This window comes from Halopseudomonas sp. 4NH20-0008, assembly GCF_057548395.1.
Window position 1 is genome coordinate 307,311 of sequence record NZ_BAAJMD010000002.1, and the last position, 22,305, is coordinate 329,615.

The 22,305-nt window shown below is 54.1% G+C and carries 17 protein-coding genes and 2 pseudogenes; 13 read left to right on the plus strand and 6 right to left on the minus strand.

All coding sequences use genetic code 11. From position 1 onward, the window contains the following. Window positions 1-42 precede the first annotated feature (42 nt). From AC27HQ_RS03605 to AC27HQ_RS03620, 4 genes are all read right to left on the minus strand, one after another. Complete coding sequence (locus AC27HQ_RS03605) at window positions 43-861, minus strand: OmpA family protein (protein WP_487154570.1); 819 nt, start codon at window positions 859-861, stop codon at window positions 43-45. Further along, window positions 858-1,262 carry a DUF4398 domain-containing protein gene (locus AC27HQ_RS03610; protein ID WP_487154571.1) on the minus strand — a complete coding sequence of 135 codons (405 nt, stop codon included), beginning with the start codon at window positions 1,260-1,262 and terminating at the stop codon, window positions 858-860. The genes AC27HQ_RS03605 and AC27HQ_RS03610 overlap by 4 nt, the downstream gene beginning before the upstream one ends. Window positions 1,263-1,410: 148 nt before the next feature. Further along, window positions 1,411-2,739 (minus strand): sensor histidine kinase, encoded by a 1,329-nt coding sequence (locus AC27HQ_RS03615; protein ID WP_487154573.1) that lies wholly within the window; start codon window positions 2,737-2,739, stop codon window positions 1,411-1,413. Further along, window positions 2,732-3,394, minus strand: coding sequence for a response regulator (locus AC27HQ_RS03620; RefSeq protein ID WP_487154574.1), 663 nt, complete (start codon window positions 3,392-3,394; stop codon window positions 2,732-2,734). The genes AC27HQ_RS03615 and AC27HQ_RS03620 overlap by 8 nt, the downstream gene beginning before the upstream one ends. Window positions 3,395-3,651: 257 nt before the next feature. Between AC27HQ_RS03620 and AC27HQ_RS03625 the strand changes: the two genes are divergently transcribed. The 5 genes and pseudogenes from AC27HQ_RS03625 (at window position 3,652) to AC27HQ_RS03645 (ending at window position 8,687) form a co-directional block, all read left to right on the plus strand. Next, the gene (locus tag AC27HQ_RS03625) at window positions 3,652-4,029 is read left to right on the plus strand and encodes a PepSY domain-containing protein (protein ID WP_487154576.1); all 378 of its coding nucleotides are present in this window, start codon (window positions 3,652-3,654) and stop codon (window positions 4,027-4,029) included. 28 nt (window positions 4,030-4,057) lie between these two features. Further along, window positions 4,058-4,522, plus strand: coding sequence for a DUF2271 domain-containing protein (locus AC27HQ_RS03630; RefSeq protein WP_487154577.1), 465 nt, complete (start codon window positions 4,058-4,060; stop codon window positions 4,520-4,522). Between the two features lie 20 nt (window positions 4,523-4,542). Next, window positions 4,543-6,768, plus strand: coding sequence for a PepSY domain-containing protein (locus AC27HQ_RS03635; RefSeq protein WP_487154578.1), 2,226 nt, complete (start codon window positions 4,543-4,545; stop codon window positions 6,766-6,768). A 1,011-nt stretch (window positions 6,769-7,779) separates the two neighbouring features. Then, window positions 7,780-8,164, plus strand: a pseudogene (locus AC27HQ_RS03640) (MerR family DNA-binding protein). Between the two features lie 292 nt (window positions 8,165-8,456). Then, window positions 8,457-8,687 carry a hypothetical protein gene (locus AC27HQ_RS03645; RefSeq protein ID WP_487154579.1) on the plus strand — a complete coding sequence of 77 codons (231 nt, stop codon included), beginning with the start codon at window positions 8,457-8,459 and terminating at the stop codon, window positions 8,685-8,687. An 87-nt stretch (window positions 8,688-8,774) separates the two neighbouring features. On the opposite strand, the pseudogene AC27HQ_RS03650 reads toward AC27HQ_RS03645, so the two are convergent. Further along, window positions 8,775-8,939: pseudogene (locus AC27HQ_RS03650) on the minus strand (DUF2790 domain-containing protein); the annotation flags it as partial. A gap of 534 nt (window positions 8,940-9,473) precedes the next feature. Here AC27HQ_RS03650 and AC27HQ_RS03655 point away from each other — a divergent pair. From AC27HQ_RS03655 to AC27HQ_RS03690, 8 genes are all read left to right on the plus strand, one after another. Next, window positions 9,474-10,388, plus strand: coding sequence for a cation diffusion facilitator family transporter (locus tag AC27HQ_RS03655; RefSeq protein ID WP_487154581.1), 915 nt, complete (start codon window positions 9,474-9,476; stop codon window positions 10,386-10,388). A gap of 526 nt (window positions 10,389-10,914) precedes the next feature. After that, window positions 10,915-12,165, plus strand: coding sequence for a TolC family protein (locus AC27HQ_RS03660; protein WP_487154582.1), 1,251 nt, complete (start codon window positions 10,915-10,917; stop codon window positions 12,163-12,165). Then, entirely contained in the window at window positions 12,162-13,379 is a 1,218-nt protein-coding gene (locus AC27HQ_RS03665; RefSeq protein ID WP_487154584.1) for an efflux RND transporter periplasmic adaptor subunit, read from the plus strand. The genes AC27HQ_RS03660 and AC27HQ_RS03665 overlap by 4 nt, the downstream gene beginning before the upstream one ends. Window positions 13,380-13,389: 10 nt before the next feature. Then, complete coding sequence (locus AC27HQ_RS03670) at window positions 13,390-16,617, plus strand: efflux RND transporter permease subunit (protein WP_487154585.1); 3,228 nt, start codon at window positions 13,390-13,392, stop codon at window positions 16,615-16,617. 16 nt (window positions 16,618-16,633) lie between these two features. Further along, complete coding sequence (locus AC27HQ_RS03675; RefSeq protein ID WP_487154587.1) at window positions 16,634-17,704, plus strand: heavy-metal-associated domain-containing protein; 1,071 nt, start codon at window positions 16,634-16,636, stop codon at window positions 17,702-17,704. A 96-nt stretch (window positions 17,705-17,800) separates the two neighbouring features. After that, a complete protein-coding gene (locus tag AC27HQ_RS03680; RefSeq protein ID WP_487154588.1) occupies window positions 17,801-18,478 on the plus strand; it encodes a heavy metal response regulator transcription factor in 678 nt (225 codons plus the stop codon). Next, a complete protein-coding gene (locus AC27HQ_RS03685) occupies window positions 18,475-19,863 on the plus strand; it encodes a heavy metal sensor histidine kinase (protein ID WP_487154589.1) in 1,389 nt (462 codons plus the stop codon). Before AC27HQ_RS03680 ends, AC27HQ_RS03685 begins: the two co-directional genes overlap by 4 nt. 113 nt (window positions 19,864-19,976) lie before the next feature. After that, window positions 19,977-21,518 carry an IS3 family transposase gene (locus AC27HQ_RS03690; RefSeq protein WP_487154590.1) on the plus strand — a complete coding sequence of 514 codons (1,542 nt, stop codon included), beginning with the start codon at window positions 19,977-19,979 and terminating at the stop codon, window positions 21,516-21,518. Window positions 21,519-21,731: 213 nt separating this feature from the next. Here AC27HQ_RS03690 and cadR read toward each other — a convergent pair whose 3' ends face one another. Continuing rightward, entirely contained in the window at window positions 21,732-22,139 is a 408-nt protein-coding gene (cadR, locus tag AC27HQ_RS03695) for a Cd(II)/Pb(II)-responsive transcriptional regulator (protein WP_004364961.1), read from the minus strand. Window positions 22,140-22,305 lie beyond the last annotated feature (166 nt).

The following is a 22,305-nucleotide window of genomic DNA, read 5'->3' on the forward strand; positions in this document are numbered from 1 at the left end:
GCAACCTCGGCTCCAATGGAGCCGAGTATTTGCCCATATCCTTTAGTTGCTTGAGACAGGATGGCTGATGATGACCTCGACCCGACGGTTCATCTGCCGACCCGACGTGGTGTCGTTACTGGCGACTGGCGCGCTTTGACCCTGGCCTGAGGCACTCAGACGATTGCCACTGATGCCACGCGTTTGCAGATAGTTTTTCACCGAATCGGCGCGGCGTTGCGACAGCGCCAGGTTGTAGCTGGCATTGCCAACGCTATCGGTATGCCCCTCAATCAGCACAGTGCGCTCCGGCTCCTGCTGAAGAAAGGTCACCAACTTGTCCAAATGGCTGGCGCCGCCGCCCAGAAGCTCTGACTTGTCTGTGGCAAACAGCACATCACCCAAGGTAATGGCCAGACCGCGTTCTGTTTCCTGGGCGTTCAGATCAGCGAGTTGCACTCTCAGCGCCTCGTTTTCTGCATTGGCCATATCTGTTGCACGATGGGCCATATCGGCTTCACGGGTACGTGACTCCAGGCGGGCACTTTCGCGCTGGCTGCTGAGCTGTGTACGTTGTTCTTCCAGCAGCCGGGTTTCGGCCAGGGCACGCGCGGTTTCCACCTTGCGGTCGGCAATGATCACCCGGTGCTGCCCCAGCGCTTCGTCGTCAGTCGGCTTTTCGGCGGCGATCACCGCTGTTTCAGCCAGCTTGATTGCTACGGGCGCGCGATTGGCCAGTTGTGGGTCGCCTTGCAGGCTGATCAGCTTGCTGCGCGTATCGGCGGCACCCATAGGCGCACTCGGACCACTGGCGCACGCACCAAGCAGCAGAGAAGCGGCGATAACGCTGAGCAGCGCTGGAACCTTATGGACAGTGTTCATTGTTGACCCCCAGTGTTGCGCTGCATTTCCTGTCTCAGGCTGGTGTTGCTCCTGAGCATTTCATCGTTGACCTTTTTCGCGTTAACCGCCTGCGACTTTGCCAGTGCCAACTCGGCTTCAACCTGGGATTGCTCGGCCAGACGTTCGGCACGCAGCATGTCCTCCTCGGCTACGGCGGCATTGGCAGCCGTCAGTTTCTGGCGGGCCATGCCCAGTTCAGGGGAGGCGTAATCCGCAACCTGCGCCCTTTCTGCGTTGGTGATCGCCGTTTGCGCCGCTTGCAGTGCACTGGTGGGTGGCAGTGCTGGCGCGGCGCAGGCACTCAGTATGAGTAAGCCAAGGCTAATGCTGAGAATACGCATTGCAGCCTGGCCGCTGGAGAAAGGCTTGGTCCGAAACATGATAATGTCCTTATAACGCGTGGAAACGCTTTGGTTGCCTGCATCTCCTTTCACTGCGCACGGAGCACTGGTTGAGACGTCAGGACGAACACCATCTCAGGCTAACGGGTGCCTGTCGGTACGTTGCCGCGCATAGCATCAACAATTCTCAGGTGCCATTGAGCACATTAAGCTCTGCTTCAAAGCCGTCTTGTCGTCCCGTTGCAGGGGACCGCAAATGCAGCGTCATTCCGGCGCCAGAGGCAATTGCGTCAGCGATAGCCAGGCCGAGACCGGACCCCGTCGCATCGGTTGTTGAGCGAACAAACCGGTTGCGTAACAGGGCGAGCTGTTTCGCTGGCACGATGTCGCCAGCGTTGCTCACGCGCAAGGTGCCATCGCCCTGCATGCTGACTTCGACCGGTTGTGTCTGGGCACCGTGCTTGAGCGCATTCTCAATCAGATTGCGGATCAAGATGGCAAAGGCGTCGGGGTCAATAAAGGCGTTCACGTCTAGCGCTGGAAGGGTCAGGGCGATCCGTCCCGGTACCTGAGACTCAAAATCGTGGCAGATCAATGCGAGAATCGGTAGCAGATTATGCCGATCAGGCGTGACTGCTCCCCCGCCTTCGGCTTTGGCCAGTTCAAGCAGCTTACCGGATAGATCTGACAGATTGCGCAGCGCGTGCTCAATCTCAGCAACCTTGTTTTTTAGTTGGTCATTCGGTACCTGGGCTTTCAGGCGCTGCACTTTAGCGAGAGCCGTGGCCAAGGGTGTGCGCAATTCATGCGCGCTGTTGGCAGTAAAGCTACGCTCTGCTTCAAGTGCGCGGTGTAATCGTGCCAACAGTCGATTGACAGCAACGGCAACCGGCTCAAACTCTTTCGGCAATCTACCCTCTGCAACAGGAGAAAGGTCGCCAGCCCCCCGCGATTCGATTGATTGCTGGAAATCGATTACCTGGCGCAAAGAAAGGCGAACTATCCACCAAATGCCCACCAGGCTGACCGGGATCAGGAATACCAGAGGCAGCAATAGCGCCAACCCCGCTTCCAGCGCCGCTTCACGCCTGTGCGCCAGGGGCTCCGCCACTTCCAGGTAGAGGCTATCGCTGACGGCAGAGACACCGTATATCCGGTGTGTCGCTGTGTTTGAGAATCCTTCCCGGGGCAGGGTGGAAAAAACCTGCGGATCAGCATCGTGGGATTGCAGCAGGAGCTGTCCGTGTTGGTCTCTGACCAGATAGGTGAGGTATTCGTCATGGTCTTTCAGGGCGGGGGCACGCTGGAGACCTGCATTCTTTTCCCGGTTCAGAATATCGGTAACCGCCAGCGGCAGGATACGTTGGGCGGTTTCTTCCAGGGCACTGTCGAACACCTCGTTCATTTCATGTTGTGCCACCAGGCCGGAAGCGGCAACACCCAGCAGCCAGAGCAGCGTAACGCCCAGTGTTAGGCCAAGGCCCAGTCTCTTTTGCAGGCTGGTCCGGTTAGTCATGTGTTTCCAGGCGGTAGCCCATGCCCCTGACAGTGATAATGGCCTCACGCCCCAGCTTCTTGCGCAGACGGCTGATGTAGACCTCAATGGTATTACTTTCGATTTCTGCACCGAAGGCGTAAAGGCGATCTTCCAGTTGCGCTCGTGATAGCAACATGCCGGGGCGCTGGATGAAGCCCTCAAAAATGGCCCATTCACGAGCTGTCAGGTCGATCGGCAAGCCGCCGCGACTGATACGGTGATCACCCAGGTCAATTTCCAGATCGCGCAGGTGTATCAGCGGGTTAGGGTCACCCCGGTAGCGCCGTGCAACCGCGGCAACGCGGGCCGACAGCTCAGAAAGGTCAAAGGGCTTGACCAGGTAGTCATCGGCGCCTGCGTTGAGTCCTTCTATCCGATCAGAGACCTGATCCCGTGCAGTAAGAATGATCACAGGCGTGGCATTGCCGGTTGCTCTGTGCTTTCGCAAAAAATCAATTCCGTGGCCGTCCGGTAGCATCAGGTCGAGCAGAATCAGGTCGTAGGCCGTGGCCTGCATGCTGGCGTCAGCAAAGCGCAAGGTTTCTACCCAGTCTACGGCGTGGCCATCATCGGTGATCTGGTCCCGCACCGCTTCGCCCAGACCAACCGTGTCCTCAACCAGCAATACCCGCATAGTTCCTCTCCGATCCAGCTTCGGTAGCACGATACTACAGGTACAAGCTGACAGTAGCCTTAAGCGTGCCCCCTTTCCGTCAGGCAAGGGACTATGGCGCATCCAGAGCCGGTCAGAAGCAACCGTACGGACGAACTGGGTTGAGTGACTCCGCTTTTCTCTTGTTTATTTTCAGGATGCGCTTGGTCCGCCTTGTTCAGCTCAGTGTCAGGAATGATCGTTAGAGTCCGGGGTGTGGATATAACAGGAGACGTGCCATGAAAACTCAAAGCCTATTTATTGGTCTCGCCCTCGCCTTTCTAAGTACCGCGTCATTCGCTGACGAGGATTGTGATGATCCAGTTACCAGCTGGCAGCCTCGTGAAAATCTGCGCCTTAAACTGGAAGCCGAAGGCTGGACGGTATACCGCATCAAGGTCGATGACGGTTGCTATGAGGTCAAGGGACTGGCTCCGGAGGGCTATCGAGTCGAGGCGTATTTTGCACCCGCCTCCCTGCTGTTGATGGAAGTGGAACGCGAAGATGACGATGACCATGATGACCGTCATAGCCATCGATCGACTGAGGGCGCAGACACTGTGACCGCCCCTTCTTCTGTGAATGACAACGTCCAGCCCAGCGCAAGGATCGAATGATCCGTTCATCTTTTACCGGAGAGACCTTATGAAAAAGTGCTTGATTGTTCTGGGCCTGGTGATCGCTATATCGGATCTTGCACAGGCGCGTGAGGTGACCTTCACGACTGAACTGCTCAACTACAGAGGTGAGGGCGCCTATCTGGCGCTGTACCTGAAAGATGCAGCCGGGGGATATGAGAAGACGCTCTGGGTTGCAGGAGATAAACCCAAATACTACAAGCACCTCGTTGGCTGGGCTCGTGGAAGTGGACTGGAGCCGGCTGAATACGATGGTATTACCGGGGCCAGTGTAACCAGTGGGCGCACGTTGGAAGTGGTTCTGGATCTGGATGATTCGCTGATCGACAACGGCTATGAGGTTCATATCGACACCGCCGTTGAAGATAGACGGGACAATCGCTCGGATATCGTCGTACCGCTGACCAGCGAAGGTGTGGGTCAGTCGGTGTCAGGCAACGGTTATGTCCGTTCCTTTCGCTACGATTTTTAACGGACGGGAGGCTGACAGTAATGTTGCGTAAACTGCACGGTATACCAGCGCTGTTCGCAGCGGTAGGGCTCGTCATGCTTGCTGTCACAGGCGCCGCTTTGTCCCTTGTGCCTGTCCTGGACAGAGTTGCAACGGTGATACCGGCTGCGGGTGAGGTAACTGTGGCGGAGCTGGCAGGGCGGATCGTTGCCCACTACCCCGGAACCGAACAGATTGTGCATGGCCCATCTGGCCGCGTCATCGTCTATTACAGCGACGAAGGACGGCCTGGCGCTGATCTGGTCAACCCCTTGACCGGCGAGGGTATTGCGCCCTACGAGCCCTCGGCCTTTTTCACTTGGATCAAGGACCTGCATCGCTCGTTTCTGCTGAATAATTCTGGGCGAATGTTAGCCGGGTTGATGGCGGGAGTGATGCTCCTTCTTTGCTTCTCCGGCATTCTGCTTTTGCGTCGCCGAGTGGGCAGCTGGCGAGCATTGTTGGAGCCCTTCAGCGGCTCAGGCAGCAGTCGCATTCACGCCGAATTGGCTCGTTTTGTTGTTCTAGGATTGCTGTTGTCGGCATTGACTGGTGGTTATATGTCAGCGCTACGTTTCGGCCTGTTGCCCGAGCCGGTGGAAAGCGGGCCGTCTTTTCCCGCCGAGGTGTCTGGTGGGCGGCCGGTTCCGGTAGCGACCCTGAGCGCCTTAACGCATGTTGACCTCAGCGAGTTACGGGAACTGGTATTTCCCTATCCCGGAGACGCGCAGGATGCGTTCTCGCTGACAACCAGTGATGGCGCCGGGTTTGTTGATCAAGCGACCGGAGCGTTGCTGAAGTTTCAGCCGCATGCCGCAGAAAGCGTGTTTCAGCACTGGATGGTTCGTTTGCACACTGGCGAAGGCCTGTGGTGGCTGAGCTTGATGCTCGGTGCTGCGGCGCTCGCTGTTCCGGCTCTGTCATTCACGGGTATTACCCTCTGGTGGCGGCGATATCGTATGTCAGTAACGTTACCAGGCAGTGTCAGCCTCGCTGAGGCTGAAGCCATCATTCTTGTCGGATCCGAAAACAATGCCACCTGGGGCTTTGCCCGAGAACTCCAATCCGGCCTGAGCAAGGCGGGTGTTCGGGTGCATTGCAGTGAGATGAACGCACTGGCTGAGCATTATCCACAGGCATCCCGGCTTTTTGTATTGACCTCGACTTATGGTGATGGCGATGCACCGGCATCCGCGCGGCGGTTCATGTCCAGGCTGGCCCACTTAACGGGTCACAAGGATTTGAAATATGTTGTACTGGGTTTTGGAGACAAACAGTTCCCTAGCTTTTGTCAGTTTGCCTTGGAAGTAGATGCGGCGCTTGCCGAGAAAGGATTGTCCAGGCTGCATAAGATTGAGCTGATAGATCGCTGTTCCAGCCTTCAGTTCAACCAGTGGGGAGACAGCATTAGCCAGATAATAAAGGTGCCACTGTCGCTGACCTTTGACCCATTACCTCAGGCTACAGTAAGGCTGGAGCTTGTTGATCGAGCTGATTACGGAATCGCCGTGCAAGCGCCTACCAGTATCCTGCGCTTCAAAGTGGCAGAAGCAGAGCGTGGCCGGTGGTGGCGATTATTCCGCCAGCCTCGTGACCGGCTGCCGCGTTTCGAAGCGGGCGATCTGCTGGGTGTTATGCCGCCGAACGGGGAGCCCGCGCGATTCTACTCGCTGGCCTCCTCTGCGACTGATGGTGTTCTGGAAGTATGCGTCCGTAAGCAGCCAGGGGGCTTGTGCTCCAGCTTTTTGCACGAGCTTGCCCTGGGCGATCAAATTGATGGGTTTGTTCGCCTTAACCCCGGATTTCGACCAGCCAGTGGAAACACCCCGGTTATTCTGATTGGTGCTGGTGCCGGGATTGGGCCGTTGGCCGGATTTATCCGCAAAAACACCGCACGCTCTCCGATGTATCTCTACTGGGGTGGGCGCAGCGAGCAGTCGGACTTTCTTTATCAGCCGGAGCTTGGGCGTTATCTTGAAGACCATCGGCTGACCGGTCTGAATACGGCTTTTTCTAGGTCTCAGGAGCCTGTTTATGTTCAGGATAAGCTCAGACAGGATCAGGCTGAACTGCGCCAGATGATTGAGAAAGGTGCTCAAATCTTGGTTTGCGGTGGCCAGAATATGGCGGCAGGAGTAAGGAGCGTGATTAACGAGATGCTCAAACCGCTGCGGCTTGACGTTGACACACTTAGAGTTCAGGGCCGGTATCTGGAAGACATCTATTGATATTTCCCGTGTTTCAGAGAAAGACTCAGCCGTTCCTCAAGACCATGGAGTGTTATGTGCTATACCCCAGACTCAAGAACATAGTTGCCTGAATTATCTTGAGTTTCCAAATACCCAAGTTTTGCCGTGAGTGGGTATTCTCGGGCATTTCCGTATTTGGATCCGGTTGCGTTAGAAAGGTCTTGCTGATCAGACGTTCAACAAAAAAGGCCCAGCATTCGCTGGGCCTTTTTATCCGCCTTCGGAGGGCAAAAATTAATGCATGCGTGCTAAATGTTTTAATTAATGTTGCTAGCTGTTAATAGTGCGTTTATCGCATAAAGCATTGATTAGTAACTAAAAATAGTTATCACGCTTTGTGCCATTTTATGCCGATTTTGGTGGGCGCTTAACAAGCATCTGTAAGTTTGGCACAAAATACGGCACATAATATGAAGTGGCTTTTGACATAAAGCTTTTCGTGGATACGCCGTTGTAAGAACGCGAGCTTAACTGGAGCGCTCGTAGCAAGCTGTTCCGGAAAGTCTCGGTCAGGCAGCGTCCAAGGGGGCCGCGGGTTAAGTTCTTTAGACGCTGAACGCCTGCAATCGGCCAGAAGCGGAATTCCACGGACGTTTATCGAAGCGGTGAGAACTCATTAAATCTAGTACTGCAAACAAGGGTTATTTTCATCTGCCCCCTATTTATCCTGAATTGATTTATCCTAAAAAAGAAGCGTAGTGTCTGCTGCGAAAGCTTCACCTACGGAGAAGGACCAATGAGCAAGAGTTTTCGCGACCGCATCCAAACAATGAATGAGATGTACAAGCTGCCCATCCACGAGATCCCGCACCTTTTCCCAGATGCGGAGGAGCGTTGAATATTGCTATCCACTGCGGGCGTTGCGTCACCGTCACAGGCGCTACCACAGGATTTTCTCATGCTACTATTCCACTTGACCAATGTGTGATGCCACTCAAAACCATATAGTAGCCATATATGGTATAGCTGAAAGAGGATTGGCTGAAGAGACTGAGGCGCATTGGTCAGTTGGCACGATTAGTAGGGCTGTGCACAAACTCCCCTTCCTATGCACAGCAGGCTTGCTACCCCATCCTGATCGGCAAGAAATCAATTACGTGCCTATACCGACAAGCATGGTAAGTGGCTGGTCTTCATTCGCAGCAGCCGAACACTTGATCTGTCATTGGCAGAGGCTTCCGAGCCTCCGAGCTATCAGGCTGATCGTCGCCAGTCTTGTACCGCCATCATTGTCTTGCTCGATAGTCACATCTCTCATATGCGGCCACAGATAATCGCTCTGCAAGCAGTTGAGAAGCAGCTTATTTTACTGAGCGCGGGATGCAAAGATGATCGGGAAACCGAGCAATTCGGTGTTCTTACAGATTACCAGTAGGTGGAGCCCGAAGCTCTGGCCTCAATCTAGCGATAAAGTTTCATCTGGAAGTGCTCATGGCCAAGCGCGAGCATATAGCCCGAAGGGACTGTTGCAGCGCTATTTTACGGAGCTGGAATCTTAACAGCATCACAGAAATTGCAGTATCGGATGGCCATGGCTTGGTCAGCGCACGCCATGGCTAGCTGCAAGATAACAGAATTGTAATGTTCTGCTCATCTTTGCGTTATCGGAAGCAGTTTAAACTAAAGAAGAAATTTCATCATCAACACTCGAATAAGTGAGGCTTCCGATGACCATTATTATACGTCTATTAGCTGTAGGGATGCTGATGGGCTTTTTGAGTCCAGTTTACGCAGTTAACGAGCAAGCAAATGGTGGCCTTGATCGTATGAGGGCGTTCCATGAGAATTTCAGGTCCAACCAGGAACGCTTGCGAGCTGAACGGGCGTCAGCGGCCCAAGTAACCGAAAGCGATCAAGAGAAAGAAAAAGTTTCTGATGAATCCCGGGATAATGGTTAACGCTTGCTGTTATTTTCTGATATAAGCGAATAGTGAAATGCCAGGAAATGCCTGGCATTTCAATTTGTGCTAGTTCTTGCAGCTGCCCTAATTTTCCCCTGGGCATCTTGATAGCATGGAATACCTTATGGTTTCCAACTCCCCGTTTGAATTTTCAAATGTCGACATTCTTTTGAAAACACCGCAACTCTTTGGGTCTCTTGAAACTCGAATCGAGTTTGCGATGTCAAGCTTCATTCCGTATTCATAATCTTTTACTGCAGGGACTTTTTGCCCTGTTTATTCGGCATAAGACTCTACAAAGCGCTCATGCTCTTCTAGGAGTGCTTGGTTGTCACCATAGAATGAAGTGGCTTGCGCCGTTAGTGTAAAAACAAAAAGTAAAGCCGCTACTGAAGTCTTAATCATACCTCGCCCCCATAAGTGTATTTACAACAGCATACCGATTTAAGCTGTCCTGCAGAGGACTGAGAAATTACAAAACTGACAGGAAGTATTTGCGCCGCTTTGTCTTAATAAAAAGCACCGTACAGGGATTACAAATTTGTCAGGTGACATAAGACAATGGATAGGTTACATATATGGCGAGGCGTTTCGCGGGATCGTCCAGTTATCTGTATGTGGACGAAAGTGACGGCACGAATTCGCACAGCGCTGGTCGTATTGTAATCGGTGGAGTGCTGGCAAATTATTGCCTTGTCAAACGGTGTTGACGCTATTGCCCTTGGGTCGTTCGGATCTATCCTGTGGCTTTACGTTGGCTTTTTCTAGGAGCGGTTAAGAAAAATGAGCCATAACCATAACCCCGAAACCTTAGGCGATAAGCGTCTGGTTGCTGCTATCGGCGTCAACATCGTATTGACATTCGCACAAGTCGTAGGTGGAGTGCTCTCTGGCAGCCTATCACTCATAGCTGACGCGCTACATAACTTGAGTGATGCCGCATCGCTGATAATAGCGCTCATCGCACGTAAGATCGGCCGCAGACCACCAGATGCGTTTAAAACCTTTGGCTATCGACGTAGTGAAACCATAGCGGCTTTGATCAACTTGGTCACACTGATTATCATCGGTCTCTACCTTATTTACGAGGCTATAGGTCGCTTTTTTTCCCCCCAACCGATTGAGGGGTGGACAGTGGTCGTGGTGGCGGGAATAGCCTTAATTGTAGATGTCGTCACAGCCAGCCTAACCTACACGATGTCTAAGAACAGCATGAATATAAAGGCGGCGTTCTTGCATAATGTTTCGGATGCATTAGCCTCCGTTGGTGTTGTTATAGCTGGGACATTGATCCTTCTGTACGGCTGGTACTGGGCGGATACTGTACTGACATTAATCATTGCTGGATACGTCTTGTGGCAGGGGTTTAGTATGCTACCCAAAACCATTCACCTACTAATGGAGGGGGTGCCGGAAGGAGTGTCCATTCCTGATATCATCTATGTCATGGAGGATATGAGCGGCGTTGAGAGCGTCCATCATGTACATGTTTGGGAAATCGCCGAACATACTATTGCCTTGGAAGCCCATGTTGTCATAAGGACGGTTGATTTGCCCGACATCGAGCGGCTGAAGGCTGAATTAAAACGTGTGCTTCATGAGCAATTCAAAGTTGACCACTCGACACTTGAAATGGAGCTGGACAGCAATGTATGTATAGATACTAGGGAGACCGACAGTCATCGCAACCAAAGCTAGGCTGCAACCCAGATAAGGTAGGGGTGGATTACACTGACTAAGTTTTTTGCGGTTACAGATTTTCACTAGCCAGGTATATTGCGCGATGTTTGCATCTCTGATAGCCTCTCGATCATGAACAGATTTTCCCATCTACATAGGCTAATGATCGTCGCGTTGCTTCTGGGAGCATTCGCGATCATACCTCTTGTTGATGCTGCTGCTTGTATGATAGAGGTTGGGACGGTTGATGTCCCCATCGCTGCCGATGGGGGTAAACAGCCTGATCATCAGACACAAGAAAAAGGAAGTTCTTTTGCTTTCGTGGATGGCCATTGCGATCATGGCCATTGCCACCATACAACATCACATGTCTGCGCAACTGCCTCAGGCACAGCGCCGGTCGACCGCGTAAGATATGACTTGATGGACTTTAAGAAGGCTCTTTCTCACTCGCCCGACGGATTGATACGCCCCCCCAAAGCTTGACGAGCTTCCATACCTGCTTCCGCAGGTGCTTTGTCAACCATCGCTTTGGGAGTTTTGCATGCCTATGCTACTTGACCGATCGCTGCGTGCGCTCGGGTGTACCATGGTGGCCGCGTCAATCATATCGACACCATCGATACTGGCCGCCCCAGCACCATCTTATGAAGTTCTGATCGACCAACTCGGCCTTTCACCTGCCACGCTCGAAGCCGAAGCTCTGTACGACGCCGCAGAAGCTCAGGCGCGACAGGCACGAGCTTTACCCAACCCCTCTATAACGCTAGAGGCAGAAAATGCCTATGGCAGCGGTCCTTACTCCGGTTACGGTAGCGCGGATTCCACGATATCTATCAGCCAGCCGCTGGAGCTCTGGGGACAACGCGGAGCGCGTATCCATGCGGCGCAGGCCGAAGCGGAAGCTGCTGGGCTACGTCGAGACCAGACACGCTGGATGACAGCTGGTCGTCTGGCTATCGCCTATGCTGAGGCAGAAGCTGCCACCTTGCGCCACAAGCTGGCAGGTGAGGCATTATCTTTGACACAGCACGAATTGCGAGCGGCGCAAGCGCTCGTGGATCAAGGCCGGGAACCCACGTTGCGCGCTCTTCAAGCAAACAGCGAGGTGGCCGCTGCCCAGGCGAGATTGGACGAGGCCCGGGCAAACCGTGACGCCGCCTTGGCTCAACTTACCGCACTGGCGTCATTGGACGAACCAGCCAGCTCGATCAGTTACAGCCTGCTCGACCGCGTACCCGAAGAGCCTGATGCATTTTCAACTGTGCCAATGGCAGTGAGGGTCGCGGAAGCTGAGCTGGACGCTGCTGAGGGCCTTGTCACCGTAGAGCAGCGCCGTGCTCGTCCGGACGTCACAGCATCGCTTGGCATGCAACGATTCGGTGAGACCAGTGATAAGGCTTTCATGTTTGGGGTCAGTCTATCAATTCCAATATTTGACCGTAACAAGGGTGCTATTAGCGCAGCACAAGCTCAGCAGCGGGCCGCCGAGGCGAGACTCGCCTATAGCAGGTCGGAAGTCCTGGCGGCCCACCGGGCGGCCCAAGCCAGCCTCGGCGCCTCCAATAGTAGAACGCACGCTGCTGATAGTGGCGTGGCGGCGGCTACGGAAGCCTATCGCCTGGCACGTATCGGTTACGACGCGGGACGTATCTCGCAGTTGGAATTGCGCAGCATCCGTACAGCATTAATTGACGCCCGTTACGCAGCTGTAGATGCCCGCCTCGCGCGCGTCCGCGCAGAAATTGACCTGGCGCGCCTGGAAGGGCGCGTACCTTTTGGGGAAGCACCATGATTAATGTAAGAAATCGCCGTTTCTCTGTCATCGCCTTGTTTGTAGCGGTACTCGTGGGATTTGGCTTGGCCAACCTCGTGGACTGGCCAGCTCAGGCTCTCGTTCACAGCACTGCTGAAGATGCGAATCATGATCACGAGGATAACGGCCCCGCTCACGATGATAATGACGATCATGGCAGCGAGAGTGGCGCCGAACATGAAGACGAGGGTGTCGTTAGCCTGACCTCTCGACAGATAGAGGCCTCCGATATATCCATTGTCATGGTGGGCCGTGGCGGTGGCCACGAAACCAGGCTGACCGGACGAGTCATCTCAGCTATAGATGCCAAGGCAGCCATCGCCGCACCGGTAAGCGGTCGTGTCGTGCAGGTAAATGTTGCCCCCGGCAACACGGTTGAAGCAGGTCAGGCTCTCGCCATACTCGTCAGCGGTGAGGCTGCAACACTCTATGCAGACACCGACACTGCTATTGCAGCAGCGGAAGCTGCACGTCTCATCTACCAGCGCGACCTGAAGCTGGTTGAACAAGGCGTAGTTGCCCGTCAAGAGCTGGAGGCCTCCCGTGCCAAGTCGCTGGCTGCTGATGCGGCCGCACGCGCCGCCCGGGCACAGATGGAGGCTGTCGGTTCACCGGACGCCCAAGGGCGCATTGCGATCACCAGCCCGCTGGCAGGTACGGTCGGTGCTGTCGAAGTCACGCCCGGTGGTTTTATGTCATCCGGTGGCATTGTCGCAGAAGTGTCCGACCCAGCTAGAACAGAATTAGCCTTCTCCATGCCGGCAGCCTTCGCCGCACAAGTCGCGCCAGGTGCCCGCATGCGCGTCACTAGCCCTGCTGGGAGTGTGGAAGCGGTGGTGGTGGGAGTCGCTCTTGATGCCAGCGAGCGCAGTGGTGCTGCACTTGTACGTGCCACTCCGACCGCTGGAAAGCTACCGCCTGTTGGCTCGCCCGTGTCTGGGAGCATCATTACCAACCAGCAGGATGGCGGCCTGACAGTGCCAGCCGACGCAGTTCAAATGGTGGATGGTCAATCTGTGGTGTTCGTGTTTACCGAAGAGGATTTCCGTGCCACACCGGTACTTGCCGGGCGTCGCGCTGGCGGTCAGATCGAAATCCTCAAGGGACTATCGGGTAATGAGCGCATTGCCGGCACTAATGCCTTCTTGCTAAAAGCCGAACTCGCCAAAGGCGAAGCCGAGCACGTTCACTGAGGACACCATCATGTTCAAGTTGATTATCGAAACAGCGGTTCGCTTCCGCTGGGCGGTGGTGTTCATCGCGGCACTCATCTGTACCTATGGCCTTTTCCAGCTTAGCCAGTTGCCGATCGACGCGGTGCCTGATATCACCAATAGACAGGTACAAATCAACACCGTAGCGCCTGCATTGGCACCAGATCAGATCGAGCGCCAAGTCACCTATCCGCTCGAAACCGCGCTCGCCGGTATCCCCGGCCTGACTAGCACACGCTCCCTGTCGCGTAATGGCTTCTCACAGGTAACAGCCATCTTTACCGACCAGACTGATATCTATTTCGCGCGTCAGCAAGTCGCCGAAAGGATGCGTGAGGTGCAGGAGGAACTCCCCGAGGAGGTCACGCCGATGATGTCGCCCGTCACCACCGGGCTGGGTGAGGTGCTAATGTGGACGGTGGATTTCATACCGTTCGATCCAGAAACCGCGAGCACGTCCAGTACGCCTGGCTGGCAAACTGATGAAAGCTATCTGACACCGGAAGGCGATCGGCTGACAACCCCCCAGGAACGTGCCACGTATTTGCGTACTGTACAGGACTGGATCGTCGCGCCACAAATGCGGTCTACGCCGGGACTCGCGGGCGTCGACACGATTGGCGGTTATGTTAAGGAATATGCGATCAGGCCTGATGCCGACCGCTTGGCCGCTTATGGCCTGAGCTTGAATGACTTGGTGCAGGGGCTGAAACGTTCGAACGTGCAGGCTGGTGCAGGCTTCATACAACGTGCCGGCGACGGCCTCATCGTCCGAGCCGATGCTCTGGCGCAAACCGTTGATGATCTGGCGCGGGCTCCGGTCGCCAACCGCAACGGCATGGTGATCCGCGTTGCTGATGTGGCAGATGTTGGCTTAGGCCAGGCACCGCGGCTAGGCGCTGCGACCCGAGACGGTCATGAAGCGGTACTCGGTACGGCATTGATGATCGCCGGGGGCAACAGCCGCACCGTCGCACAAGCTGCCGCTGAGCGTCTGACAGAGGTCGGCCGCTCCCTACCACCAGGGATTGTGGCCCAACCGGTGCTCGATCGCAGTGTGCTGGTTAACGCCACGATTAAAACAGTGGCCAAGAACCTGACTGAAGGTGCCCTGCTGGTCGTTGTTGTATTGTTCCTGCTATTGGGCAACATCCGCGCCGCTGCGATCACTGCACTGGTTATACCGTTGTCCTTCCTGTTTGCGGTGATTGGGATGAATCGCTTCGGCATCAGCGGGAACCTGATGAGCCTGGGCGCACTCGATTTCGGCTTGCTGGTCGATGGCGCGGTGATCGTGGTAGAGGCAACGCTGCTCATGCTTGGGCAAAAGCGGGCGGAGCTGGGTCGTTCGCTTTCGGCCAGCGAACGCATGGGAGTGGCGATCCAAGCAACGCGCAAAATGGTGCGGCCTGCTGCGTTCGGTCAGCTCATCATTCTGTTGGTGTTTGTACCGCTGCTCACCCTGGAAGGGGTGGAAGGCAAGACGTTCCAGCCAATGGCCGCAACCTTCATGCTCGCCTTGGCCGGTGCCTTTATCTTCTCCTTTACCTTCGTGCCAGCAATGGCAGCGCTATTTGTCCGTGAACCCAAAATCAATGTATCGCACGAAGGAAATGCGGGGTACGAAGGCGAACACGAGACGCGAATCATCCGCTACGTTCGGAGCAAAGTAGAGCCTATCATCCGCGCTGCGGTGCGGCGGCCACGCACCGTCCTCGCAGGCGCGGCCGTCATGCTTGCGATCGGTTCTACCGCATTCATGTCGCTGGGACGGGAATTCGTACCGACCCTTGATGAAGGCAACCTGGCACTACAGGCATTACGGGTACCTTCTGCATCGCTGGAGCAATCTCTCGCGATGCAGCTTGCGTTGGAGAAGGCGATCACGAGTGAGCCCGAGATCGAAACCATTTTCTCGCGCACAGGAACTGCAGAAGCAGCCCTTGACCCTATGCCGGTCAACATCAGTGACAGTGTTATTGTCCTCAAACCGAAGTCTGAGTGGCCGGACCCGTCTCTCGCAAAAGACGCTCTGATCAGCCGGCTTGAGTCGGTGGTCAGCAACCAGATCGGCAATGCTTTTGAGTTCAGCCAGCCCATCGAACTGCGCTTTAACGAGCTGATCTCGGGTGTACGTACGGATCTCGCGGTGATGGTGTATGGCGATGATTTCGGTATTCTGGAGGGCGTGGCCAATCAGATTTCGCAACAACTGCGTAACGTGGACGGCGCAGCGGATGTGCGCGTTGAGCAGGTATCTGGTTTGCCGACACTAACCGTACGCATAGACCATACTGCTGCGGCGCACTACGGATTGACTGCGGCAGACGTCAGTGAGGCATTGGCCACCGGCATCGGCGGCACCGCAGCGGGTCAGATATTCGAAGGCGATCGCCGTTACGATGTCGTAGTTCGCTTCGACGAAGCGACACGCAACGACCCGGCTCAATTAGCTGCTCTGCCCGTCATCGGTGCGGACGGTACGGTCGCTCCCCTTTCATCCGTCGCTCGCATTGAAGTTAGCGAAGGTCCCAACCAGATCAGCCGCAATAACGGTAGCCGCCGGATTGTTGTGCAGGCCAACGTACGCGGCCGCGATCTTGGCGGTTTCGTAGCTGAGGCCCAGAAGGCAGTGGCTGATGTCTCATTACCGGCCGGAGTCTATCTCGATTGGGGCGGCCAATTCGAAAACCTTCAACGCGCCGAAGCCCGGCTAATGCTCGTGATTCCGGTGGTGTTTCTGGTGATCTGGAGTCTGTTGTACATGGCGCTCGGCACCGTACGCGAAGCCGCATTGGTGTTCGCCTGCGTACCGCTGGCATTAGTGGGCGGCGCGCTTTCGTTATTGGTACGGGACATGCCGTTCTCGGTGTCGGCAGCGGTCGGCTTCATCGCCGTTTCAGGGGTAGCAACACTCAACGGCTTGGTCCTCATGCAGGCAATCCGCGAACGCCTGGATACTGGCCTTTCCGGCCTAGAAGCCGCAACTATCGGTGCCGCGAGTCGCCTACGAGCGGTGCTTACAACTGCCTTGGTCGCCATCGTGGGCTTTATCCCGATGGCCATTGCCAGTGGAGCGGGAGCAGAAGTACAAAAGCCGCTGGCGACCGTGGTCATTGGCGGCCTGTTGACAGCAACAATCCTCACGTTGTTGGTGCTACCCACCTTTGCCGCGCGCATCGCCAAGCCCCGGCTGGAACCCGTGCGCATTGAATAGACAGAGGAGCAAGCACATGCAAGCTCATGACACTGAACAAACGATAGCCTCGGGAACACTGTTGCGCATCGATCTGCCTATTTTGCTGCCGAATGTCCCGGATGTTGCCGACGCCTGCGTGGAACGGCTGGTCGCTGCGTTACGCGGTCAGCCGGGGGTGAAAAGGGTTTACCTCTATATGCAAGACGATGGGACAAGCCAGCTGTGTGTACATTACGATCCGGATGCGCTGACATTGGCGCGCATCCGTGAACTTTTGACGGCGGCCGGTGCGCAGGTCACGGAGCGTTTTGGTCATGGACTGTGGGAAGTAGAAGGTATCACCCATCAGCGCCATGCGCAGACGATAGCCGATCAGCTGCGCGCTCTCACAGGTGTTTTAGAAGCGGATGTGAGCGCAGTCGGCAGGGTCCGTGTTGAGTACGATCGTGAACAATGCTCGGAACAGGCGATCCTGGAGCTGCTGAAAGGCCTGGGCGTGAAACCCATCGATATTGACGCCCCGGCGGCTCGCGCCGAAGGGGCGCAGCCGCACGATCAAGAGGAGGGTCACAAGCATAGCGGCAAGCATCATCACGGCCACAGCGGTCTTTTCGGGTCGAACAGCGAACTGATCTTTGCCCTCACCAGTGGCGTTTTGTTGGTGCTCGGATTCGCCATGGAAAAGCTGGTGTTCGGCACGCCGCCGTGGTTACCGGTAACCTGTTATATCAGCGCTTACTTTTTTGGCGGCTTCTTCACTGTGCGCGAGGCGCTGGATAACCTGCGACTCAAAAAATTCGAGATTGACACGCTGATGCTGGTGGCTGCGGTTGGCGCTGCTGCATTGGGTGCCTGGGCTGAAGGGGCATTATTACTATTCCTGTTCAGCCTCGGTCACGCGCTCGAGCACTACGCCATGGGCCGTGCGAAACGGGCCATTGAGGCACTAGCAGAGCTTGCACCGAAGCGCGCAACAGTGCGTCGGGACGGCAGAACCCACCAGGTACCGGTTGAAGAGCTGGTCATCGGTGACGCCGTACTCGTCCGTCCCAACGAGCAATTACCATTGGGCCGGCAGTTGCGATACACGAAGGTTCTACCTTGATCGTCGTCTTCGACGCACTTCGATTACTTGCCTATCGCGATCATGCGTGAATACCAATGTCATCCGTCACCCTCCAGACCTGTATGGAAAAGAATGATGCGAATTCTCCTTATTGAGGATGAAGTAAAAACTGCTGACTATATGCGTCAAGGATTGACTGAGAGTGGTTATGTCGTAGATGTTTCCAATAACGGCGTGAACGGCTGTCATTTAGCATTGACTTATAATTATGACGCAATCATATTGGATATTAATCTTCCTGAAATGGAAGGATGGGATGTTCTTAAAAAGATTAGAGAGCATAAAGAGGCGGGGATAATCATAGTGTCGGCACGAGGCCGCCTTGAAGAGAAGGTGCGCGGTCTCGATCTAGGGGCAGATGATTATATAGTCAAACCTTTTCAGTTCCCTGAGCTACTAGCCAGAATAAAGACCTTGATCCGCCGAACTGATAGTAGCCCTCTCTCCCCGGATGTGCTTGTAGTTGATGACTTGCAACTAGACCAAGGGCGCCATAGAGCGGTGCGTGCGGGAAAGCGTATCGACCTGACAGCCAAGGAGCTCACTCTTCTGCATTTTTTGATGCGACACGCTGGTGAAGTTCTTACACGCACGCAGATAGTATCAACGGTATGGGACATAAACTTCGATTGTGATACCAATGTTGTCGAAGTAGCGATTCGACGGCTTCGTGCAAAAATTGATGACCCGTTTGATCGCAAGTTGATACATACGTTGCGTGGTGTGGGCTATGTTTTAGAGTCGAGAGAATGAGGCCGAAACGTTTATCGACCCGCCTAGGTATTGCAGTAGGCCTCATGGGTGTGATCGTGGTGCTTTTGATAATCGCTTTCACCTATTTCGAAATTGGCCGGCAACTTGACATCCGAGCACGTGGCTCCTTAAGCGAAAAGCTAAACCAAATAGAACATGGCCTTTTGGAAAGCTATAGTGCGAAATCCGAAGTTATATTGACTCCGCACATATTGAACGATTATGTTATTGGGCACGATTATCTTGCATTAATTGTTAGGGATGCAGAGCATCCAGGTGCTCCTATATTGAGTGTGGGAAATGAGGCGGCTCTTAAGGTATTCTCGGATATCGCTAAATATACCTCTGGGTACGAGGAATATTTTCCACCCACAGGCTACGCTATACTCGGCATGAATAAGATGATTAGGCTGGCTGATGGCAATGATATAGTAGTCACTTTGCTGTTGGAGCGTGAAAGTGATGCGGCTCTATTAAAGTCCTACATAAAATCTACCTTCTTATCTCTTCCACTTATTTTGATTCTTGTGGGTGGATGTGGATGGTGGCTAGTCCGCCATGGATTATCCCCTTTATATAAATTTAGTGCGATTGCCGCTCGAATCTCTGCTCACGATCTTGATCATCGTATAGATTTTACGACTTTTCCTGAGGAGCTGAAAAATTCTGCGCACGCGATAAATTTTATGCTGGAGCGATTAGATAGGGATATTCAAAAATTACTGCAGTTCTCTGATGATCTCGCACATGAGTTGCGCTCTCCACTCAATAATATTTTAGGGAAAGTACAGGTGACGCTGTCCAGAGCGCGAACTCCTGAAATATACAAACAGGCGCTCGAAAGCTGTGCTGAAGAGCTTGATCGCATATCGCAAGTGATATCGCAGATGTTGTTTATTGTTTCCGCCAACAGTCCAACTCTCTCTTTGACCCTTGCTTCTGTTAATCTTCGCGAGGAGGTTGTCAAAGTGGTTGATTTGTTTTTAGACGAAGCCCAAGAGAAAAATATATCTCTTGAGGTAGTGGGTGATGCCCACACTAAAGCAGACAGCTTGATGATGCAAAGAGCTATTTACAATCTCTTATCGAACGCTATTCGACACAGCTCTTCTCGAAGCATAATAAGCTTGGAGCTAAGCGAAAATAAAGATTATGCCATTATAGCTGTACGAAACAGCGGCGAGGGAATAGCTGCAGAGCATATGACACGGATATTTGACAGATTCTATCGTGTTCCCTCTAGCCGCTCCCGCCAGCTTGTTGGTACTGGTCTCGGACTGTCTATAGTAAGAGCAATCATGGACTTACATGAAGGAATGGTTACGGTTGCCAGTATTCCAGGAGAGTCGACCGTCTTTACGTTGTTTTTCCCAAAAGATATTTAGTGCCTTTTCCGTAAGCGTCCGGTAATCCCGTCTTGAGCCTGTCGTCTCCGGCGTCAGGATAGTGTCCACTTAGAGGGTGCGGCGAAAATCCTGGACTACTTTGGAGGTAGTTCATGTATTCCTATTCTGATCGTCTAAAGGCCATTCAGTTGTACATCCAGTATGGACAGAGCGCGGCTGCAACCGTCCGAGTTCTCGGATATCCATCAAAGAAGCAGTTAAGGCGCTGGTACCAGAGCTACACGGCTACCAATCAGATTTCCTCACGGAAAAAGCGTAAGCCAAAATACACCTCGGCTGAGCGTCGCCAAGCCGTCGAACATTATTTCCGTACTGGCCAATGCATAGCACGAACGGTGAGGGACCTTGGTTATCCGAGCAAAGGGTGGCTGCGTGCATGGGTAAACGGTGAAACGCCAACTGCAGCAAGGGGAGAGTCCAGCCTGGCGATGCCGCCAGATCGCTCCAGGGCGGCGAGGAAATGTGCCGTCATCAAGCTATGTACCCGTCAAACCTCGGCCGCTGAGGTTGCCCACGAGTTCGGCGTCACTCGCCAAGCTCTGTATAAGTGGCGTAACCAATTACTCGATACCGAAATGGGGCAAACCATGAAGCGACGACGGGGACGAACCACTGTTGGCGATAGTGATGAACTAGGTGGGCTGAAGGACGAAATCAAGGCACTAGAGAAACGAGTCCATGAACTACAACTCGAACACGACATACTCATCAAGGCGAACGAACTTGTAAAAAAAGACGGGGGCATCAATCCGCGGACCCTGAACAATCGGGAGAAGACTCTGCTGGTTGACGCCCTGAAAGATATCTATCAGCTCGCCAAGCTGCTCATGGCCCTAGAACTGCCCCGGAGTTCTTACTACTACGAGCGGAAAGCTCTGCAGCGCCCCGACAAGTATGCCGAGGCACGAAAAGAGATCGTGGTGATCTTCGAAAGGAATTACCGCTGTTATGGCTATCGGCGCATTGGCGAGTGCCTGCGGCGCAGCGGTTCGCAGCTCTCTGAAAAGGTAGTCCGCCGACTTATGACAGAAGAGGGTCTAGTTGTCGGCAGCACACGGCGTAACCGTTTTAAAACCTATCGCGGTGAGCTGGGCCCGGCGCCGGAGAACATAATTTCTCGAGACTTCAAAGCGCCTGCACCTAACGAAAAGTGGCTAACAGACTTGAGCGAATTCGCAATTCCACCTGGCAAGGTTTACCTCTCGCCGATGATCGATTGCTTCGACGGTCTGGTAGTCAGCTGGTCGATTGGCCCGTCACCCAATGCCAACCTTGTGAACTCTATGCTCGATGAGGCCCTCAGTACACTAGCCTCTGGCGAGACACCAACCGTGCACTCGGATCGGGGCTGGCACTACCGCTGGCCAGGCTGGCTTCAACGCATTGAGACAGCAAACCTCAGGCGCTCAATGTCACGTAAAGGATGTACGCCGGATAATGCCGCTTGTGAGGCTTTCTTCGGCCGGCTAAAAACCGAATTTTTCTACCCGCGGCAGTGGGCCGGCGTTACCATGGAGCAATTCATGGCGGAGCTCGACGGTTACATCCGTTGGTATAACGAGACCAGAATCAAGATGTCGCTGGGTGGAAGGAGTCCCGTCGAGTATCGTCAGGGCTTAGGTATTGCAGTGTGAAAATTGTCCAAGAAAAGCGCCGCATCCTCAGGTGGGCCAGATTAATTGGCCATTAACAGCTGGCCATGGCGATTGATTCGGATGCACTTTGACTCATCGCGTTATGACCCATGTGTTTGTTTTTTCGGGTAAGCGGATTAAATGGTTGATCTTACCTTTGCATGAGAGTGAGACAGACCGGCATCTCATCGGATTATCTGGTTGATGCTTCACCTACTGCTGGTGCATGTTTCCTTCGCTAATTCCAGCAAGAACCCCACACGCCTCAACTTCCCGGTCATCGTTGCAACTCGCTCTCAGTGAAACGAGTTGTTTCTCAAGCGCTTGCAGAGCGGTTATCTGCGACCGCACATGAGAGATGTGATCATCGAGCAAGGCGTTGACGGCGGTACAAGGCTGATGAGGGTCGTCCTGATAGCTCTGTAGTTCGTGAATCTCTGCCAGTGACAGGCCCAGGATTCTGCAGCGACGGATGAAGGCCAGCCCCTCACCATGCTTCTCGGTATAGACACGGTAACCGTTGTCCTGCCGATCAGGCGGCGGCAACAAGCCCTGCTGTTCATAGAAGCGGATCGTCTGTGTTTCGACCCCTACCAACTGCGCCAACTGACCAATGCGCATCAGCATCCTCCCCAACGGATTCTTTACTCTATTGACCTTATAGTAGCTTTATAGTTTTAAATGGTACCACAACATTGTTCAAGTGGAGTCGTATCATGAGCAAATCCTGTGGTGGCGCCTGTGGCGGTGATGCAACGTCCGCAGCGGATACCGATATACAGGCCTC